Source organism: Cupriavidus pinatubonensis (assembly GCF_019602855.1).
Lineage (GTDB): Bacteria > Pseudomonadota > Gammaproteobacteria > Burkholderiales > Burkholderiaceae > Cupriavidus > Cupriavidus pinatubonensis.
On the sequence record NZ_CP080769.1, the window covers coordinates 287,620 to 307,689 of the forward strand.

At 61.8% G+C, this 20,070-nt stretch carries 12 protein-coding genes and 2 pseudogenes; 9 read left to right on the forward strand and 5 right to left on the reverse strand.

Going from position 1 to position 20,070, the window contains the following annotated elements; all coding sequences use genetic code 11:
- Nucleotides 1-427: 427 nt before the first annotated feature.
- The 4 genes and pseudogenes from K2O51_RS33160 to K2O51_RS33175 all read left to right on the forward strand — a co-directional run bounded on the left by K2O51_RS33160 (nt 428) and on the right by K2O51_RS33175 (nt 5,906).
- A pseudogene (locus K2O51_RS33160) lies at nt 428-1,533 on the forward strand (Rieske 2Fe-2S domain-containing protein).
- 444 nt (nt 1,534-1,977) lie between these two features.
- The gene (locus K2O51_RS35405) at nt 1,978-4,107 is read left to right on the forward strand and encodes a diguanylate cyclase domain-containing protein (protein WP_245002036.1); all 2,130 of its coding nucleotides are present in this window, start codon (nt 1,978-1,980) and stop codon (nt 4,105-4,107) included.
- Nucleotides 4,108-4,586: 479 nt separating this feature from the next.
- Entirely contained in the window at nt 4,587-5,078 is a 492-nt protein-coding gene (locus K2O51_RS33170; protein WP_220632251.1) for a hypothetical protein, read from the forward strand.
- A 165-nt stretch (nt 5,079-5,243) separates the two neighbouring features.
- Nucleotides 5,244-5,906: a phosphatase PAP2 family protein gene (locus tag K2O51_RS33175; RefSeq protein WP_220632252.1), complete on the forward strand. Its 663-nt coding sequence runs from the start codon at nt 5,244-5,246 to the stop codon at nt 5,904-5,906.
- Between the two features lie 728 nt (nt 5,907-6,634).
- Here K2O51_RS33175 and K2O51_RS33180 read toward each other — a convergent pair.
- The 4 genes from K2O51_RS33180 to K2O51_RS33195 all read right to left on the reverse strand — a co-directional run bounded on the left by K2O51_RS33180 (nt 6,635) and on the right by K2O51_RS33195 (nt 13,691).
- Nucleotides 6,635-8,050, reverse strand: a complete 1,416-nt coding sequence (locus K2O51_RS33180) for an efflux transporter outer membrane subunit (RefSeq protein WP_220632253.1) — start codon at nt 8,048-8,050, stop codon at nt 6,635-6,637.
- Nucleotides 8,037-11,201, reverse strand: a complete 3,165-nt coding sequence (locus tag K2O51_RS33185; RefSeq protein WP_220632254.1) for an efflux RND transporter permease subunit — start codon at nt 11,199-11,201, stop codon at nt 8,037-8,039. Before K2O51_RS33185 ends, K2O51_RS33180 begins: the two co-directional genes overlap by 14 nt.
- Before the next feature lie 4 nt (nt 11,202-11,205).
- Nucleotides 11,206-12,324, reverse strand: a complete 1,119-nt coding sequence (locus tag K2O51_RS33190; RefSeq protein ID WP_220632255.1) for an efflux RND transporter periplasmic adaptor subunit — start codon at nt 12,322-12,324, stop codon at nt 11,206-11,208.
- 173 nt (nt 12,325-12,497) lie between these two features.
- Nucleotides 12,498-13,691 carry an MFS transporter gene (locus K2O51_RS33195; RefSeq protein ID WP_220632256.1) on the reverse strand — a complete coding sequence of 398 codons (1,194 nt, stop codon included), beginning with the start codon at nt 13,689-13,691 and terminating at the stop codon, nt 12,498-12,500.
- 135 nt (nt 13,692-13,826) lie between these two features.
- Here K2O51_RS33195 and K2O51_RS33200 point away from each other — a divergent pair, with 135 nt between their 5' ends.
- Nucleotides 13,827-14,321: a winged helix-turn-helix transcriptional regulator gene (locus K2O51_RS33200; RefSeq protein ID WP_245002037.1), complete on the forward strand. Its 495-nt coding sequence runs from the start codon at nt 13,827-13,829 to the stop codon at nt 14,319-14,321.
- An 832-nt stretch (nt 14,322-15,153) separates the two neighbouring features.
- Entirely contained in the window at nt 15,154-16,173 is a 1,020-nt protein-coding gene (locus K2O51_RS33205; RefSeq protein WP_220632257.1) for an IS110 family RNA-guided transposase, read from the forward strand.
- A gap of 314 nt (nt 16,174-16,487) precedes the next feature.
- Here K2O51_RS33205 and K2O51_RS33210 read toward each other — a convergent pair whose 3' ends face one another.
- Nucleotides 16,488-17,411: a LysR family transcriptional regulator gene (locus K2O51_RS33210; RefSeq protein ID WP_220632258.1), complete on the reverse strand. Its 924-nt coding sequence runs from the start codon at nt 17,409-17,411 to the stop codon at nt 16,488-16,490.
- Between the two features lie 302 nt (nt 17,412-17,713).
- Between K2O51_RS33210 and K2O51_RS33220 the strand changes: the two are divergent.
- The 3 genes and pseudogenes from K2O51_RS33220 to K2O51_RS33230 all read left to right on the forward strand — a co-directional run.
- A pseudogene (locus K2O51_RS33220) lies at nt 17,714-18,025 on the forward strand (creatininase family protein); the annotation flags it as partial.
- A 38-nt stretch (nt 18,026-18,063) separates the two neighbouring features.
- A complete protein-coding gene (locus K2O51_RS33225; RefSeq protein WP_220632259.1) occupies nt 18,064-18,528 on the forward strand; it encodes a RidA family protein in 465 nt (154 codons plus the stop codon).
- A gap of 101 nt (nt 18,529-18,629) precedes the next feature.
- Nucleotides 18,630-19,904 carry a M20 family metallo-hydrolase gene (locus tag K2O51_RS33230; protein ID WP_220632260.1) on the forward strand — a complete coding sequence of 425 codons (1,275 nt, stop codon included), beginning with the start codon at nt 18,630-18,632 and terminating at the stop codon, nt 19,902-19,904.
- Nucleotides 19,905-20,070 lie beyond the last annotated feature (166 nt).

The following is a 20,070-nucleotide window of genomic DNA, read 5'->3' on the forward strand; positions in this document are numbered from 1 at the left end:
GCAGCGCCCCGCGCATTCTGCTAGCAGCTGACGCGCAAGCGCCGCCTCGGACTCGGCGCGTAGCTGCGCCGAAGCCAGCTCGGCATTCACCCGCTCCAGCTCAAGCGCGTGCCGGCCTTGGGCCTGTTCGGCGGCCGCAAGCCGGTCTGAGAGTGCCGCGGCCTGGACTTCGAGCCGGGGCGCGGACCTCGGCCTGCGCCACCGCGACGTCGCGTGCCTCGCTGCGCGCCGCGGCCAGTTCGGCGCTGGCCGCTTCGTTGGCGGCCTGCCAGATCGCCTGGTTGGCCTCGGCGGCGATGTCCCGATATCAGGCACGCCCATTCGGTGAGTTCACCGGACTTCGCGTAGACTGCGCCAGATCCCCGTTCGCTAATGCTTGCGCTTGTGGCGACCGTCGAAGGTCTCGTTATGCAAGGAGGCGTCACGCATGCATGGAGTGCCTTTGCTGGATAGCAGTGCCATCGATCCGCCGCCCGCCAGCGCGCCCGTGCGCGACCTGCGCCGTGTACCCATCCATCCCGATCACTGGTATCCACTGGCCTGGTCGAGCGAGGTCAGGCGGGGCAAAGCCCTCGGGGTGCAATTTGCCGGCGATCCGATCGTGCTGGTGCGTACCGAGTCCGGTACGATATTCGCACTGGAAGATCGTTGCGCACACCGGCAGGTGCCGCTACACGCGGGCGTGGTGGAAGGCGAGTTCATCCGTTGCGGCTATCACGGCTGGGCCTATGACTGCACCGGCCGTTGCGTCGATGTGCCATACCTCGGGCGCGAGCGCCTGCCCAACGGCGTGCGTGCCTACCCCTGCCACGAGGCGCACGGGCTGATCTTTGTCTTTCCGGGCGATGTGGCGCTTGCCAAAGAGCGGCCGCTGCCTGCCCTGCCATCGGCGGAAGACAAGGCGTACAAGACGCGCCGCTTTGGCCGCGAGGTCAAGTGCCACTACTCTTTCATGCACGAAAACCTGATGGACATGAACCACCAGTTCCTGCACAGGCGGCAGATGGGGCAGATGCGTGCGCGCTCGCTGGGCCGCCGTCGCGGCGAGGACTGGGTGGAAGTGGACTACACGTTCGCGCACTGAAGGCAAGCAGCCTGTGGGAGAAGCGCTGGTGTTTGGCGCCACCAAGAAAAACGGCGACCAGGATGACAAGGATGTGATGACGATCCGCACCACCTATCCGCACCAGACCCTGAAGATCCGCTCGGGCGACGGTACGTTGGTGATGGACCTGTGGATATGTGCCCTTGGATGCGGCGCAGCGCACCAACCGGACGTTTGGCCTGCTTTCCATCCGCAGGCCCGGCATCCCCTTTGCACTGGACTTGGCATGGCCCCTTCTGATCTGGTTCACAGAACGCATCTTCAAGGAGGACCGCTGGATCGTCGAGCGCGAGCAAGAAGCCCACGACAAGCAAGGTGCCGACTGGAACCACGAGGTATTCCCGGTCATCAACGACTTGCGAGACCTGTTGCGCAACTGCGGCGGCCGCAACGTGATCCCGATCCGCGTGGTGACCGACACGGCCTGACGGTGAGGCCAATGGTGACTAGGGTGTCGAGGCAAGCCGCGCCGCAAAAGCGTCGATCCGCGGCCGGTGGCTGATTGAGCGAAAAGCAGGCAGCGAAACATCGTGGTCCCTTTGCCACATTCCCGACGCTTGGTGACTATCACCTGTTTGTCATTGTCGAGCTTGCCGTGAAGGCAGCGTCGGCAAGTCGGTAGCCGCATGAACGTCCAGCTCATTGCGACTGCCAGCGATCTGTGGTGGCTGCCGGGAAGCTACGTCTTTCTTGACCCCAGGGCGAATAGGCGCATGCGCCATACGGAATTCGGCTAACATTGAGCCTTCGATGCCCCATTCGGGTGAACGGATGAATGGTCGTTCGTACGTTCCTGCTACGTCGGAGTCCGCACGCAGGCAGCCGGATGCGTAGATGCGATGAGCCAGTGTAGAAGAGCAAGGGTTTAGGGCATGGTCCGCTGGTCGCTAAAATCCCGGGTAGTCGCCTCAACCGTCGTTGTGGTTCTTCTCCTCGCGGTTCTGCTGATACTGGTTGCACGTCATTACGTCTTCGCAAACCTAGAGGATTCGTTGCAGGCCCAGCAGGACGCACAGGTCAGACTGGTCGCCGAGCAACTCGACGACAAGTTCGAAGTACGTGCTGTCATCCTACGCCGGCTTGCCGACCATCTTGCCCCGCTGTTGGACCACGGCCCAGCGGAACTGAAGCGAATTGCTGAGATGGCCGCTCCAACTCCTGAGTCGTTCGATGGGGTATTTCTTGCTTGGCCGGACGGTAAGCGGGCATTCGAGACTGGGACGAGAGACGAGGGCCCTGATGTCTCGGGCCGACACTACTTTCGGGACGCCCTGCGCGGCGCGTCTGTTGTCATTGCCGAACCCGTGATGACCAAGGTAACTGGCGGGCCAGGCGTCGCCATGGCCATACCGGTGCGCTCGGTTGACGGACGCGTACGGGCGGTTCTTGTCGGGAGGCTGGACCTCCGCCGCGAAGACTTCCTCTTGGCACTGTCGCGCAGCCGTATCGGCACAACAGGAACCTATTGCCTTGTCTCGTCGGGGCGTTCCCCTCGCTACGTCGTGCACGTTGATCCGGCAAAAGTGCTCCAGCCAGCCAGCTCTGAAGATGAGTCATGCGGAACCGATACCGCACGCTCCATATGGGAATTCGCTTGGCCCACGCGACCCATCGTTGCTCGACACGGGCTGGCAAAAGTGCTCCAGCCAGCCAGCTCTGAAGATGAGTCATGCGGAACCGATACCGCACGCTCCATATGGGAATTCGCTTGGCCCACGCGACCCATCGTTGCTCGACACGGGCTTGAAACAGCAGGGTGGGAACTGGTTGCCGCACTCCCGGCAAGAGAAGCCTACTCACCCATCACCCGTGCCAGGCTCAGGATTCTCACTGCCGTGGGCGCAGCGTTGGCTATTTCTGGCTTGCTGATGTGGCGGGTAGCCAGACGCCTGGTGGCTCCATTGGAGAGCCTGGAACGTGCCGTGCAGGAAAGTGCGACGGACTTGTCGAGGTGCGCTTCACTTCCGACCTCAAGACAGGACGAAATCGGCTCCTTAGCCAGGACGTTTTCGAGAGTTATGGGCCAGCTTGCCGAACGCACGAGTTTTCTGCTGGCTGCAAGGAAGTTGGCAGAGGAACGGGAGGCACGTATTCATGCCATAGCCAATCACATACCGGACCTGGTTGCCTACCTTGACTTGGACGAACGCTACGTGTTCGTCAACCACGCGTATGAACAGCGATTCGGGGTATCTGCCGATGAAATCATCGGACTGACGCCCTTGCATCTGTGGGGCGCCGCCGTTTATGCAAAAGTGATAGGGCCGCCCCTGCGGCTCGCGCTGTCAGGCGAACTGGTTAAGTTTGAGGCTGAGCATCTCTACGAGAACCATCCTGTTTGCTTTGATGTCACTTATCAACCCGCCTGGAGCGCGACGGCCGACAAGGTGGTTGGCGTGCATGTCTTTGCCCGAGATATCACCGCAGAGCGTCAGAAGATGCGCAGCCTTGAGCAGACGACCATGTCAGATTATTTAACCGGCCTGCTCAATCGGAAGGGCTTTGACCGACGCCTGGAGTCAGCGATGGTACAAAGCGAGGAAGACTCAAAAATAATGGCGTTGCTCCTTGTCGACATTGATAACTTCAAGCTTGTAAATGACACTTATGGTCACCCCGTTGGGGATAAGCTTCTGAACGTCGTCGCGACTCGCCTGGAGTCCTGTGCTGGCGAAACTTGCGCCGTTGCCCGGGTAGGCGGCGATGAGTTTGCTGTGATTTTGGCGGACGTCTTGACGTCGGATGAGGTGCTGCGCGTCGCCCAGGCAATCCTATCGGCGACCTGCGAAACCTTCATTCTCAATGGCCACCAGATCGCATGCAGCACCAGCGTTGGCGCGGCGCTCAAAAACCCCCGCGACAACAACACTCGAAATGAACTCCTCCTGAAAGCGGACACCGCCCTTTACTCGGCAAAACATTCCGGCAAAGCCAGGTTCATTGTCTTCGGCGAGTCGCAGACGATTGCTTCGGATTCCAACGACCACCCGAGAAGTGATTGACATTGGCCTCCAATGCTGAGAGGTGTTCGAGCGGACCTTAACTACCCCATGCTGTGCACAAATTGCGGAAAGGCAGAGATGTCTGCAGTCGTTCTTGAAATAGATTCTCTTTGCGACGAGCGAACTGCCGTGCTGAGGGTCCAGAGATGCTTTGCATGCGACGAAGGGCTCATCGAAGAAGATGCTCTGCGCTCAGTACTCGCACTACTAAGCGAGGCTAGTGGGCAAGACGAATCGAGGCAACAGACTTTCACGGCGGCCCGAAACGCCGCGAACGACGATTGAATGGGCAGCCATGGTGCTGGTGCAGGCAGTGCTTTGTCGCTCCGCAGCTCCAGGTCGCGTAAGTCAAGAATTTGTGCGGCGGTAATCGAATCGGTCCACTGCACGCCTCAAGCCGAGATTAGCAGCCAAGCTCGGCGAGCGTCATGCTAGTCACTGCACGTGACCGCTGACCTCACCGATCCAGCAAACAATTGTTGAAGACGCTCTTCGTTCGGCCAGAAGGGCTTCAACAGCCTAGCCTGTTGTATGTCTACATTGAACATCTCGTTTCCCTTGGACTCCTCTCTTACACGAATGATCACCAGTGGGCATCCAAGGACGGCACCGTGAAAACAACGATGCTGGGAGCCGACTTCTGTTTCATACGATTGAATGGTTTCGGCCAGCTCTTCCACCGCGCATGTTTGACAGGCAGTGTTCGAGGAGCGCGCGGTAAACGCATAGGAAAGACGGCGTGTCGACGCGTCGGCACGGCACGGCTGAAGGTCCCATTGCGCGTGTTTCGGTTGAAGCAAGCTGGGGGCATCGTACTTTCCGTGGAGTTTCTGGCGGTATGCCCCGAGAAGCTCGTGCCTATCAAGGACTTACGAATGTTCGGTTGGTGGGAGATTCATTGCCCCGAGAAACTTTGCTCCGGGCGGCTCTTTAGTCTGCTAACGCCGTTTTTTGCATGGAAAGTACGATGACCCCGAAGAGCTGCACCGGTTAATTGATGGATCAGGAGTTTCCTCGCTGTGTGGTATGTGAGGGCTCTCGTAGATCAAGCATTCAAATTACTCGGTGTACTTCCTTGAGGACGAAAAGATTACCTCAACAAAATGCCGACATATTGTTTGAGCAAAGGAGATGACATGATGGACCTGCGCAGTCGCTTGATGCAGCAGCTGCGGGGCTGGGGGCCCGTTGGATTACTGTACATCCTGCTGTGTACTTTCACCCCATCGTCTCAAACGGTGCTGCCGGAAACATTCCTGGACAGGGCTATTCCGTTCAATCCAGCAGGTGTATGGATATACCTGTCATTCTTTATTCTGGTTCCACTGACCTACCTGGTCGTTGATACACCTACCCTGCGTTGGCTGACTCGTGCCCTGCAGGCCAGCGGGGTGGTTGCAGGAACCATATTTTTGCTGTGGCCCACGACGCTACACTACCCAACTATAGTTGACAAAAGTGTCAGTGCGCAGTTCCTAGTCTGGATGCAAAAATGGGACAGTCGTTGCAACTGCCTGCCCTCTCTGCATGCCGCCTTGACCGTATTGTGCGCGTGGGCGTTGTCGAAAACGAAGAACTTTTTGGTCACACTTGCTGGTTTTGTGTGGGGTCTGGCCATCCTTTATACGGTCATCCAGGTTCGACAGCATGTGGCTGTGGACTTGAGCGCCGGCATGCTGCTGGGTCTCCTCTCAGGAATCGGTGCGCAACTCCTCCAAAAGCGTTCTTTACCTGACGCCCACGTTGCGAGTCCTGTTTCACATGCCTCAGATTCTAAAGTTGCTCAAGGCCTAAAGTAACCGGCCGGTTGCAAGAGGACCCACACGACTTTTCTTCGGCTTGTGTGCCGATGGCTTTGGGGGTTTCGCGGCTGAACGGCGCACCTCCTGCAGGTTCCAAACTTCTATGTAGCCTCGCCGGCCAGCGCTGATGTTGCCGGTATCTTTATTACCAGCAGGACCAGTAGCTCTTTGGACAATCTCGTCTCCGCATTGTGTTGTCGCTACCTGAGCGAGTACCGCTTTTGGCCGCGGCGTTTCTCGCACACCGGCCCTGAGCTCAACGCGGGGGTCGGTCGAACGCGACCGTCTGTGGGTGCCCGACTGGAGACCGTCCGTTCAACCCAAGGCCGAGCTCCGGTGCGCGCGGTGGGCGCGGGCTGTGGCCAGGACACGAGCGACAGGGTGGACGCCGGCTGGCGATCCGAGCCTCCCGCCGAGCATGCGTCCGACGACGACGGCCCTCGTCGCCGCGTGCCCAGCCGCCCGGCCCGTACGCCAGTTCGGCGCCACCCCGCGTCGCGCGCCCTCCGGCTATTCGAATTCATCATTCATCGTCCGTGAAGGCATTGTGCAATTCACCCGCGAGAGCCGGGGGCGACGTGCCCGCCCGCCACCGGCCAGAGGGCCCGTCATCCAAGGACCGTACGCCGAACGACCGTCTGCCCACCTCGACCGGTCGTTGGATTTCGCGTTACTTCCAAGTCTTGTACCGTGCGCCAGGGAGGGTGACCGCTAGCGCATCGAGCTTAGCGGGCATGCTCTTCAACCTCCCAACCACCGCCCGCGGCAGCGAAAATTCGCACGAGGTCCGTCCGCAGGCTTGCATCCGATGTGGCCTGCAGCGACTCCGCGTCGAGCAGGTCGCGTTCGGCCACCAGCACGTCCAACAAGCCCACATAACCGAAACGGTACTGCGCTCGCGCCAGTTCGGCCGCACGCTGGTTCTGGGCCACGCCCGCTGCGAGCGACGTATTGCGCGACTGCTCGTTCAGATAGGCAGACATCGCGCTTTCCATATCCTCCAGTGCATCGAGCACGGTCTGCTGGTAAGCCAGGAAGGCTTGCGCCTGGCGCGCGTTGGCCGAATCGATTTGCGCGCGGATGCGGCCGAAGTTCAGCACGGGCTGCACCAGCCCGACTCCGATTCCCCACGGAGTCGATGAGAACGGCGTGGCGTTCTGCACGCCGAACAGCGCGGTCAGCGAAATGTTCGGGAACAGTTCCGCGACCGCTGCCTTGCGTGCGGAGATCGATGCGGCGAAGCGGCGCTCCGCCACCCGCACATCGGGCCGCGTGGCAATCACGGCGGCCGGTGCGGAGACGACGATGCGCCCATCGAGCGACGGCTGCGGCGCGGCGGCCATCTCGTGCAGATTGCCCGGCGACCGACCGAGCAGCGTCGACAGCCGGTTGGCCGCAGCGTCCCGCGCCGCCCGGAGCGAAGGCACGCGCGCCTCGGTCGCGGAGGCCTGCGCGGCCGCTCGCTGCACGTCAAAGTTGCTCACCAGCGCGCCGCGCTGCTGGGCTTGCACCAGCTTCAGCGTCCTGCGTTGCGTCTCCAGGTTGCTGGTCGTCAGTGCGATCTGCCGGTCAAGGTTGCGCAACTCGAAGTACGTGCGAGCCACCTCGGCCAGCAGCGCCACGCGCACGGCCTGCTCACTGGCCTCGGTCGATTGGAGGATCGCCGTCGCCTGTGCCGTGCGTGCCTGATTACGGCCAAACAGGTCCAGCTCCCATACCGCGGATAGCGCCGCCTGGTTCACCGTAACCGACTTGTCGTTGGTCAACAGGCCGCGATTTCCGCGCTCGCTGCTCGCCACGGCATTCACCTCCGGCGCCAGCGCCGATTGCGCCTGCAACCGTGCCGCCCGTCCCTCTACCACCCGTGCCTGCGCAATCGCCAGCGACTTGTTGCCGGCGATCGCCTCGCGGATCAGCGCGTCCAACGCGGGGTCGTGGAAATGTGACCACCATTGCTGATCGACCTGCGCGTCGTCGTGGCTGACGAGCAGGTTGGCGCTCGCCTGCGATGGCGCCAGCGTCTGCCAGCGCGGCGCGACGTCGACACCGGAGCTTTGCGGCCCCACCGGGCTCGTGCAGCCGGCTACGACGGCCGCAGCGGCTGCAAGCGCCGAGGCAGCCAGTCGTTCAAGCTTCAACATGCTGCTGCACCCTTTCCTTCCGCGTGATGCGCTTTTCGAGACTTCGGAGCAGGACATAGAAGACCGGCGTCAGGAACAGCCCAAAGAACGTGACGCCGATCATGCCGAAGAACACGGCCACGCCCATCGCGTGGCGCATCTCGGCGCCGGCACCGTGCGACAGCACCAGGGGAAGCACCCCCATGATGAAAGCAATCGACGTCATCAGGATCGGCCGCAGGCGCAGGTGCGCAGCCTCGATGGCCGCCGTCAAAGTGCCCTTGCCTTGCGTCTCCAACTCGCGGGCAAACTCGCATATCAGGATCGCGTTCTTGCAGGCCAGTCCTATCAGCACGAAGAACCCTATCTGCGTGAAGAGGTTATTCTCTCCGCCGGTCAGCCAAACCCCCGCGATGGCCGAGAACAGAGACATCGGCACGATCAGGATAATGGCCACCGGCACAAAGGGACTTTCGTACTGTGCGGTCAGCACAAGAAACACCAGCAGAATGCAGATCGGGAACACGATCAGTGCGGTGTTGCCCGCCAGGATCTGCTGGTAGGCCAGCTCGGTCCATTCAAAGGCCATGTTGCCCGGCAGCGTGTCGTTCAGGATGCGCGTGATGGCCGCCTGCGCCTGTCCGGTCGAGTAGCCGGGCGCCGGACGCCCGTTGATATCGGCGGAGCGGTAGGCGTTGTAGCGAGACGCGTTGTCTGGGCCGCTGGTGTCGCTAAGCGTCACCACAGCCCCAAGCGGTACCATCTTGCCCTCGACGTTGCGTACCTTCAGGCCGAGGATGTCATCGCGCTTCGAGCGGAACTCCTTGTCACCCTGCGCGATTACCTGGTACGTGCGGCCGAACTTGTTGAAGTCGTTCACGTAGAGCGAGCCAAGGTAGATCTGCATGGTCTTGAACACATCATCCACATCCACGCCGAGCTGCGCTGCCCGAGTACGGTCCACGTCTGCATAGAGCTGCGGCGTGGAGACGTTGTAGTTGGTGTACACACCCGCCAGTTCTGGCGCCTTGCGCGCCTTTTCCAGCACTGTGTTCACCACCTTGCTCAGCGCCAGGTAGCCGGCGTCGCCGCGATCCTCGATCTGCAGCATGAAGCCTCCGGTGTTGCCGAGCCCCTGCACGGGCGGCGGCGGGAACACGGCGATGAAGGCATCGCGGAGCGATGAGAACTGCTTCTGCAGGCTCGCCGCTATCGCCGGCCCCACCGTCCTCTGCTTGTGTAGTTCCTCGAACGACTTTTCGCCGACGAACATCACGCCGGAGGACGGGCTGTTGATGAACCCGTTCAGCGATAGCCCCGGCAACTGCACAGCGGTACGCACGCCCGACGCCGTTGATGCCACGTCGGCCATCTGCCGTACCACGGCTTCCGTGCGGTCCAGCGTCGCGCCTTCCGGCAATCGGATCAGGCTAACCAGGTAGCCCTTGTCCTGGATCGGCACGAAGCCGTCCGGCACCCGGACGAAGCCAAGCACCGTGGCCGCCAGCAGCGCGGCGTAGAACACCATGGACCTACGCTTGTGCTTCAGCGCCCGCTTCACGCCGCCGCCGTATGACTCCCCTCCGCGGCTGAACACGCGGTTGAAGCGGATGAAGAAGCCACCGAGCCAGCGGTCCATCAGGCGCGTCAGCCCGTCCTTAGGCGCGTCGTGCGAGCGCAACAGCAAGGCGGCCAGCGCCGGCGACAGCGTCAGCGAATTGAACGCCGAGATCACTGTCGAGATCGCAATGGTCAGCGCGAACTGGCGATAGAACTGTCCCGTGAGGCCGCTGATGAATGCGATGGGCACGAAGACAGCGCAAAGCACCAGCGCGATGGCGATGATCGGGCCCGTCACTTCCTTCATCGCCTTGATAGTGGCCTCGCGTGGCTGCAGCCCAGTGGCAATGTTCCGCTCAACGTTCTCTACCACGACGATCGCGTCATCGACGACGATGCCGATTGCCAGCACCAACCCGAACAGCGACAACGCATTGATCGAGAAGCCAAAGCCAAGCATCACCGCAAACGTGCCGATCACCGATACTGGCACAGCCAGCAGCGGAATGATGGCTGCGCGCCAGGTCTGCAGGAAGACGATCACCACCAGCACCACCAGCACGATGGCTTCGAGCAGCGTATGAATGACCGCCTTGATCGAATCGCGCACGAACGTGGTCGGATCATAGGCAATTCGGTACTCCAGGCCATCGGGGAAGTGCTTGTTCAGTTCGGCCATCTTGGCGCGGACGTTGTTCGAAATCTCGATCGCGTTCGCGCCCGGAGTCTGGAAGATCACCAACGCCAGCGCCTGCTTGTTGTCGAGCAGCGCTCGCAGCGCGTACTCGCTTGCGCCCATTTCGACCCGTGCCACATCCCTGAGGTAAGTGACCACGCCTCCTTCGCGCTTGACGATGATGTTCTCGAACTGGTCCACGTCGGCCAGGCGGCCCTGCACGTTGACGGGCAACTGGATCTGGACGTTGTCCTTGTACGGCGGCCCGCCTACCACGCCAGCCGCCACCTGGACGTTCTGCTTGCGGATCGCGGCGACTACCTCGTCGGGATTCATGTTGCGCTCGGCGAGCTTCTGCGGATTTAGCCAGATGCGCATCGCATAGTTGCCGGAGCCGTAGAGCTTGATTTGGCCGATGCCGGAAATCTTCGACAGTTCGTCCTTGACGTTCAGCAGCGCGTAGTTGCGCAGGTAGAGATTGTCATATCGGTCCGAGGGCGAGATGAGATGGACAACCATCGTCAGGTCCGGCGAACTCTTGACCGTGCTGACGCCGAGTTGCCGGGTCACCTCGGGCAGACGCGGGAGCGCGTCGTTGACGCGGTTCTGCACCAACTGCGTGGCGAGATCGGGGTCCGTGCCAAGCTTGAACGTAACCGTCAGCGTCAGCACGCCGTCGCTGGCTGCCTGCGAAGACATGTACAGCATGTTCTCGACGCCGTTAATCTGCTCCTCCAGCGGCGTGGCCACGGTTTCGGCGATGACCTTTGGGTTGGCGCCAGGGAATTGCGCGCGCACGACCACAGACGGCGGCACGACTTCCGGATACTCGGAAATCGGCAGCTTCGGAATGGCAAGTACACCGGCAAGAAAGATGAGTAGCGAGATGACCGCCGCGAAGTTGGGGCGGTCGACAAAGAACTTCGAGAAATTCATGCGACTACTCCGCCCCGCGCGTTGCCGTCGCGGCGGCAGTCTTCACTTCGTCTTCAGCCAGTTCTTTCGGCGTGACCGTTGCCTCGGGCTTCACGAATTGCACCCCGCGCGCGATCACGCGCTCGCCGGACTTGAGGCCGCTCACGACCACATGCCTGCCATCGAGATCCGCGCCGAGCACGACTCCCCGATAGGCCACCTTGTTGTCCTGGCCCACCACGTACACGAACTTCTTGCTCTGGTCGCTGCCGACGGCCACATCCGGTACCACCAGTGCAGACGTGTCGCCACTGCCGGCCAGCCGGATCGAGACGAACATGCCGGGGACGAGCGCTTCGTCGCGGTTCTCGAACTTCGCCCGCGCGCGGATCGTGCCACTGCGCGTGTCGATCTTGTTGTCGAACGTGTAAATCACGCCCTCGTAGAAGCGCGCCGTGTCACCCTGCACGCGCATTGTCACCGGAATGGGCTGTTCCTTGCTCGGGATCTCGGCATGGCGGCGGATAGACTGGACATAGGCCTGCTCGTCGACATCGAAGTCGGCATAGATACCGTCGTTCGACACGATGCGGGTCAGCACGGGCGCATTGGCGCCGGGCTGGACAAGGTTGCCGAGGGTGACTTCCGCCCGGCTGATGCGGCCGGCAATCGGCGCCTTGACGTACGCGTAGTCGAGATTGATCTCGGCCTGGCGCAACGCGGCTTCGGCCGCCAGCACGGCTGCCTTGGCCATGCGATCTTCGTTGGTGCGCTGATCGTGCAGGCTTAGCGGGATCGCCTCGGCGTCGATCAGGCCCTTGGCGCGCTCGCGCTCGGCGGCCGCGAATTCGGCCCTTGCACGGGCCGACGCGAGATCGGCACGGGCGCGGGCCGCAGCCGCCTCGTAAGGACGAGGGTCGATGACGAACATCACATCGCCTGCCTTCACCGTTTGCCCGTCGCGCACGCGGACTTCGACGATCTTCCCGCCCACTTCTGCTCGAACCAGCGCCTCGTCCACCGCATTGAGGCGTCCGGAGAAGTTTTCCCATACGCGCACGTTCTCGGGCGCCAGTGTCTTGACGAAGACCTCGGGCACGGCTGCCGCCGGCGGCGTCGCCGCACGCGTGTCCTTCAACGCCATTGTTGTAACCAGACTGCCGGTCGTCACCACCAGTACCCCACCTGCCAGGAGCCACCGCCGCCTGGCGGCCCCGCTGTTCTTTCTGTCTGCCATGCTCTACTACCAATCCATCGGTTGATTCATCGGTGATTCGATCCGACGGCGCGCCACGCGAGCCTGTCGGGCGCTCCTATTCAGCGCGTCGTGCCGGATGTTGTGGCGCCCACGCTGGCAGGTTGCACCTCCGGCCGGGCAATCCGCTGTCGCGCTTGTTCGGCGACGAACGCCGCCGCCGCCAGAAAGACCGCACCGACGAAGCCCAGGGCATGGCGGTCGAGCAAGGTGATGGCCGCGCCGCCGATGACGCCTGACATCGATACGCCAACGTAGATCGCCGCCGAATTCAGCCCCAGCAGCAGTGGCGCGGCAGTCGGCGTGATGCCGATGAGCCGGTGCTGCTGCGGGACCAGAATGCCCCAGCCGCACATGCCCCAGACGATGAGCGCCGGGACGGCAGTGACCAGCGATGCCGACGTCAGCGGCAACAGCGCGAAGTCGATGATCAGCGCGGCGATGGCAAAGTTAATGATGCGGCGGCTGCCGTAGCGATCGGTCAGTCGTCCGGCGGCAAGGTTGCCGGCGGTCGCCGCCACGCCCCAGAGCAGCAGCAGGCCTGCCAGCACGCGGGAGTCGCCGCCGGTGGCCCGGTCAAAGCTCAGGCCGATGTACGTGTAGACGAGGAAGAGGCCCGCATAGACCAGCCACGTGGTCAGCAATGTCAGCAATACTCGAGAATCCGCCAGCGGCGCGAGACGGCGCGACAGGCTGACCGCCGGCGGCGTCGGGATCGCCGGCAGGCGCCATGCCACGCCCAGCCCGGCCAGTGTGCCGACGGCGGCCACGAACCACATCGTCGCTCGCCAGTCCAGCGCGCCGCCGATGAAGGTGCCCAGTGGCGCGCCCAGGGCCGTCGCGCTGGACAGGCCGCCGATCACGATGGCGAGCGCGCGCCCCCGCAACTCGGGCGGCGCCAATGACGCCCCCGTGGCCGTCGCGGTCGGACTGAACATCGCCGCGCCTAGGCCTGCGATCAGCCGGCTGGCCAGCACGAGTTCGATGTTCGGTGCCACGGCGGTCACCACGTTGCCCACCACAAACACGGCGAGGCCTGTGAGCAGCAAGCGCTTGCGGGGCCAGTGGGCTGCCGCCGCGGCGATCACCGGCGACAGCAGCGCGTAGCTAATCGCATACAGCGTGACCATCTGCCCGGCCAGCGCCACCGATACGCCGAGTGAGCCCGAGACCTGCGACAGCACGCCAGCGACGACGAAGCTATCCGTGCCGATCGCAAACATGCCGCTGGCGAGGACGATAAGACGTTTATCCATGTGAGGGTCCTTCGCGGCACATCCGGCCGCCCGTTGGGGGGATTGCGGGCGTCGCAGCCCATAAAAGTTTTTTCATGCAACTCACGATAGTGCATTACGTTGCATCATGCAACTTTCTAGAGTACGATTTTGTCTATGCATCGCAAAACTTTCATCGGGATGAACTGCTCCGTGGCCGGCGCACTGGAGCAGGTCGGCGAATGGTGGAGCCTGCTCATCGTGCGAGAGTGCATGATGGGTACGACCCGCTTTGACGACTTCCAGAACCGTCTCGGCATCGCGCGAAACGTGCTAACCACGCGATTGAACAAGCTGATCGAGCACGGTGTGCTGGTGAAGGTGGTGGCCGAGGGCAGCGAACGGCGCACCGAGTACCGGCTAACGGAAAAGGGAGAGGGGCTTTATCCAATAATCGTTGGGCTAATGCAATGGGGCGACAAGTGGTGCAGTTCGCGAAAGCCCATCCGCATCGTGGAGGACAGCACCGGCAAGCCGATCGAGCCGGTCAGCCTGCGTGTGGGTCCGCGCACGCTGGGCTTGCGCGACGTGCGTCTGGAACCCGGTGAAGGCGCGACCGAGCGAACGGCCGAGATCATTGACGCCCGCAACAAGGCCATTCTCGGCAAGTAATCAAAACTCACTTCTTGGCAAGGCCACCAGGCCGAACTGCCCTGCCCCCGGGTGGCACCGCGAAGCCGTTGAACTCGTTGCTCCGGTCGTCAAATGACGTGACGTAGCCGGTTTCCGGCAGTTCCGAGAAGGCCCGTCCAATGCCTTGCTTAGCGGTCAGCCACTGCGCTTCTCGCAGTGACTGGAGACGCTGCGTGACAGAGCGTTGTTCCAACGCGGCCATGACAGCGATATGCGCGCGGCCCACGGTGCGCGTTCCCCACTTGGCTGGCGCAACGAGAACGACGGGGGCGCCTTTCGTGACGATATAGGTCGCCAGCTCCGACGCCTGCCCGGAACGCGCACTTTATCCAGGCGCTGCTCAGCAGTGACGCGACCTATGTGATGCGAAGCGCGGCAGCATAACCGCGCACAAAAAGCCGGCTAGCAAGAAAGGCGATACCCACGCAGGTTTGCGAAGCTCTTAAAGCGATGACGAAATTGGTTGAACCAGCATCCTAAAGGCTGTTTTTCGTGCCGGCGGCCGTTGTCAGGCACGGCGCGAGTTTGCTAAGGACGGGGTGCGCGGATCTCATCGAGGCTGCGGGCGTGCTTCGGCAAGCGCCCTTCGGGCAAGCCGGATACATGCATGCAGACCGTTTCGACATCATGAAAAAGAAGCTTGCAAAAGGCGTCGGGTCCATACATGCACGAAAAGTACGAATTGAAATGAACGCGTCCCACCCGTGAGCGGTGGAATCAAGGATCTTGAGGTGGATCCTCACGGGCTAACGGTATCGAGGTGGTCAAGTGGGAAGATGTACACCTTTCCCGGCAATCGGAGGATCCAGAAATGAATTGTACGGCCGTGGGTGTGGATATCGCGAAGACGGTGTTTCAGGTGCACTACATCGACCAAGCGACGGGCGAGATCGTGAACAAACCGATCAAGCGGGCCAAGTTTCTCGAGCACTTTGCGAACCGTGCTCCCTGTCTGATTGGAATGGAGGCATGCGGCGGTGCCCATCATTGGGCAAGGCAACTGACGAAGATGGGCCACCAGGTGAGGCTGATGCCGGCAGAGTTCGTGAAGGCGTTCAACATCCGCAATAAGAATGATGCGGCCGATGCCCGGGCGATTTGGCTGGCAGTCCAGCAACCAAGTAAGGCGATTGCGGTGAAGACCGAGGTGCAGCAGGCAATGCTGGCACTGCACCGTATGCGAGAGCAATTGGTGAAGTTTCGCACCATGCAGATCAACGCATTGCGCGGACTGCTGACAGAGTACGGCGAAGTGATGGGCAAAGGCCGGACAGCCTTGGATAAGACGATACCGGAAGTGCTCGCGCGGGTTGCGGAGCGCCTACCCGCGGCGCTGATCGACACATTGCGCGAACAGTGGAACGGGCTTGCAAGGCTGGACGAACAGATCGCCGACATCGAGCGGCGAATGCGCGACTGGATCAAGGAGGACAAGGCCGTGAAGGCGATCAGCGAGATTCCTGGCGTGGGACTGCTGGCGGCAACAGCGGCGGTCGCGATGATGGGCGACGCGAAGACATTCCGGTCCGGTCGTGAGTTTGCCGCATGGGCCGGCCTTGTGCCGAAGCAGACCGGATCGGGCGGCAAGGTGAACCTGCACGGAATCAGCAAGAGAGGAGATACCTATCTGCGCTCGCTCTTGATCCACGGTGCGCGCAGCGTCGTGACGCGTGGGAAGGATCCCGGTCCCTGGGTGGAGCAAATGAAAAAGCGGCGGCCTCCGAACGTGGTGGTCGTTGCGCTGGCCAACAAAATGGCGCGCATGATATGGGCGGTACTGGCCCATGACCGGTCGTACCAGAAGGATTACGTGAGCGTGAAGCCGGTTTGACTGGTGAGCACCACGTTGGAGATTGACGTTCTTACCGGGTGAAACGTCGAAGGTTGCGTTGGTAATCGAGTGTGATGACAAGTCAGGTAGGACCGGGACCTGCCAAGCCTGCGGGGTAATACGAGCCTTGAGCTCGAAGGACGAATGAGGCGCGGGTCAGCGTATTTCATAGGGGCCAGCAGCGGTATTACCGGCTGCAAGAAGGCCGGATATAGAGCTGCAGCCCATCCTGTCAGTGTCTGAACAAGCGAAAACCTAGCGCAAACGGGACGCGTTCATATAGATTACCCCGTGTCGCGCGAGCCGTAGGGTGGCTACTGACCGCCCCGTGCAAACATCGGCATGTCCCGCAGGATATGTTCGAGCAGCTTGAGCGCCGCCGCCGGTAACGGCCGCCCCGCTCTGACCAGCAAACGCGCCTGGGTCCCCCTGAACAGCGGATGCTCGATCGGCACCACCGTGAGCATTCCTGCAGCGATTTCGCGATACGCGGCGAACTCACCGCCGATCAGCGTCATGTAGTTCTCGTAGGCAACAAACTGCTTGAGCGCCGTCAGTGAATTGGTGACCAGCGTGGGCCGGATTGTGATGTTCTCCGCGAATTCGAGCATTTTGGCGGCGTGCCCGACGCCGAATGACGCCGGCATCATGGCCAGCGGCCAGGACAGGATGTCCTTGACGCTGGCCGCGCCGCCACGCAATGCAAGGGGATGGTCGCGCCGCACCAGCAGGCCGACTGGCTGCGAGGAGCTCGCCAGATACTCGATGCGCGGATGTGGCGGCGGATTGAAGGCAAGTCCGATGTGCGCGCGACTCTCGGCCACGGCGTCGAGCACCTGATCCACGCCGAGGATCTCCATTCCGATGTCGAGCAGCGGGTACTGCGCGCAGAAGGGGGCCAGCACTTCATTGACCAGTGCATCCACGTACCCCTCGCTCAGGACCAGCTGGACCTGCCCCTGGTGCAAGCCCTTGAGCGCATGAAGCTGGTCCTCGAGCTTCTCCTGATGTGATCGGTAGCCGCGCCAGAACTCGAGCAGATGCGCGGCGGCCTCGGTCGGCCTGACGCCACGTGCCTCTCGCTCGAACAGTGTAGAGCCAAGTTCGTCCTCGAGCAGCCGGATCTGCCGGGTGATCACCGACGGTGATGTGTCCAGACTCTCCGCCGCGCCCCGAATAGTGCCTTGCTCGAGGACTTCGCAGAAGTAGCGTAGCCGCTGCTGATTGATTTCCCGCATGTCGCATCCTTCACCCGGCCAATGACAGATCCACACCATACCTTATGCGTTGCCCGTAAGGCAACGAAGTGTGGACATAGTTGCTGTTGGAGATTGCCATAGTGGCTGCCAATATTCGCCTAAACGCGGTACCCGCATAAAGGCAGGAGACTGACATGTTGGTGATCCCGAGCGAGAGCGCCGTAGACGGCGCCTCCACTCTCTACAACAAGCTTCTCCGATGTCGCATATGGCGTGGGCGCGGAGATCTTCTTTATCGGCTACGTGCTGTTCGAGATACCGAGCAATCTGATGCTGCCGCGCTCGAAGGCGTGGGCGAACTGGCACGAGATCAGTTCCCGACCGGCCACGGCGCGCATGCCACACCTTCGGAAATTGCCATCACGCAGTACGCCTTCCCCGATTCAATCAAGTCGGCTGACTATGCGCCGCCCATTGCCCCGACCGGGCCGATCCGCGAAGCCCTCGACTTCCGTGCCCGCTTCCCGGACGGGCGCATTGGTTCCGATCCAGGCCTACCAACCTGCGAGAAAGGCCGCGCACTAGTCAAACTGGCCGCGCAGTCCCTGGTGCGCGAACTCGAAGCGTTCGGCCGCGAGCCGATGCCGGACTGACACCGCACCAGTCATCTTGCCCTCCACCGACGAGCATCATGCAATCACACGATATTTACGAAAGACTGAAGGCACTCGACATTGAGCTGTCCCCCGCAGGCGCACCAGCTGCCGCATACGTCATGAGCGCGCAGAGCGCCAACCTTGTTTATCTCTCAGGCCACATTGCGAAGAGGAACGGCACCGTGTGGGTTGGCAAGCTCGGCGCCACGATGTCGACGGATGAAGGCCGCGCCGCCGCCCGCGCGGTCGCGATCGATCTACTGTCGACGCTACAGGCCCATGCCGGCGATCTGAATCGCCTCAAACGCGTCGTCAAGGTCATGAGCCTGGTCAATTCAACGCCCGACTTCACCGAGCAGCACCTGGTCACCAACGGCGCATCGGAGCTGTTCGTCGACGTTTTCGGTGAGGCCGGCAAGCATGCGCGGTCGGCATTCGGTGTCGCACAGATTCCGCTGGGGGCTTGCGTGGAGATTGAGGTCTGCGTCGAGCTGGGCTGAGGTTTCAGATCGAACCAACCAGCGCGCGCGAACGAATCCTCAACATTCTTCAGCGCATCAACCAATTGCCCCCAAAGCCACACAACCTGGAAAGCAGCCAGATGAACGCTCCCACTCCTTCCTCCTCTCTTATCCCCGTCGGTCCCCGCATCAACAGCAAGCGGCTCTGGGAACATATCTGCGCCATGGCAAGGATCGGCGCCACGGCCAAAGGCGGTGTCAACCGCCAGGCGCTCACCGCGGAAGACACCGAGGGCAAGATGTTATTGCTCCAGTGGGCATCCAAGCGAGGCTATCAGACCTCGATTGACCCGATCGGCAATCTGTTCATCCGCCGCCCCGGAAGGAATCTGGACCTCAGCCCGGTATTGACGGGCTCACATCTTGACTCCCAGCCGACCGGAGGAAGATTCGATGGTGTCTACGGCGTGCTTGCAGGTTTCGAGGTGCTCGAGACACTTGACGATCACGGTGTGGAGACCGAACGCCCGATCGAACTCGTTGTGTGGATGAACGAGGAGGGATCGCGGTTCCCTCCCCCCACCATGGGCTCCGCCGTTGCGGCCGGCGCGCTGCCGCTGAACGACGCATTGGCCATCAAAGACGTGGATGGGATCGACGTGGAAAGCGCATTGAAGGCCCAGGTCGTCGAGCTTCCGATTCTGGAGAAGCGCCCGCTTGGCATGAGCGGCTTTGCCTATATCGAAGCGCACATCGAGCAGGGCCCCGTCCTTGAGAAACAGGCGTGCGATGTGGGCATTGTCACGGGCATTCAGGGACTTCATGCCTATGAGATCCAACTGCTAGGTGCCGAGGCCCACGCCGGCACGACACCGCTGCGGCATCGCAAGGATGCCTTGGTGGCCGCCACCACGCTCATCGGATACATTCGCGCCGCGATAGACGACCCCGAGGATATTCTTCGCTTCACCGTCGGAAGGCTGGAGGTTTATCCGGGATCGCCCAACACCGTGCCAGGCAGGGTGACTTTCAATATCGATCTTCGGCATCCCGACGCCGATTCCCTCCGGCGTGCCGGCGAGACGATCCTTCAACTTTGCGCCGGCGAGATCGAAGGTTGCCCGGCGTCCGCGAAGGTTCTGTTGAGGTCCACGCCGGTAACGTTCGACGATCGCGTGGTGGCAACCGTGCGCAAGGCCGCTGGCGGCCGGGCCATGAAATTCCTGAACATCGTTTCCGGTGCGACCCACGACGCCAAGTACACCGCACAACATATTCCTACCGGGATGATTTTTGTGCCTTGCGAAGCTGGCATCAGCCACAACGAGGCCGAGAACGCGCGCGAAGTCGATGTCGCGGCTGGGGCGCAGGTCCTCTGCGACGCCATGCTTGCGATCATGCCCGAACAACTATAAGCATTCCCAGCTGCCCGCGTCGATTCCGGACTAACCGCACACGGGCAGCCATCGGGTGCATGGCCACAGCGGAGTGTCGGTCGACACTTAGCGAAGTTGCCACGCAATAACGCCAGAACCAATTCGACCACGGATGCTCGCGCCGATGTGCACTGTGGCGACGTTA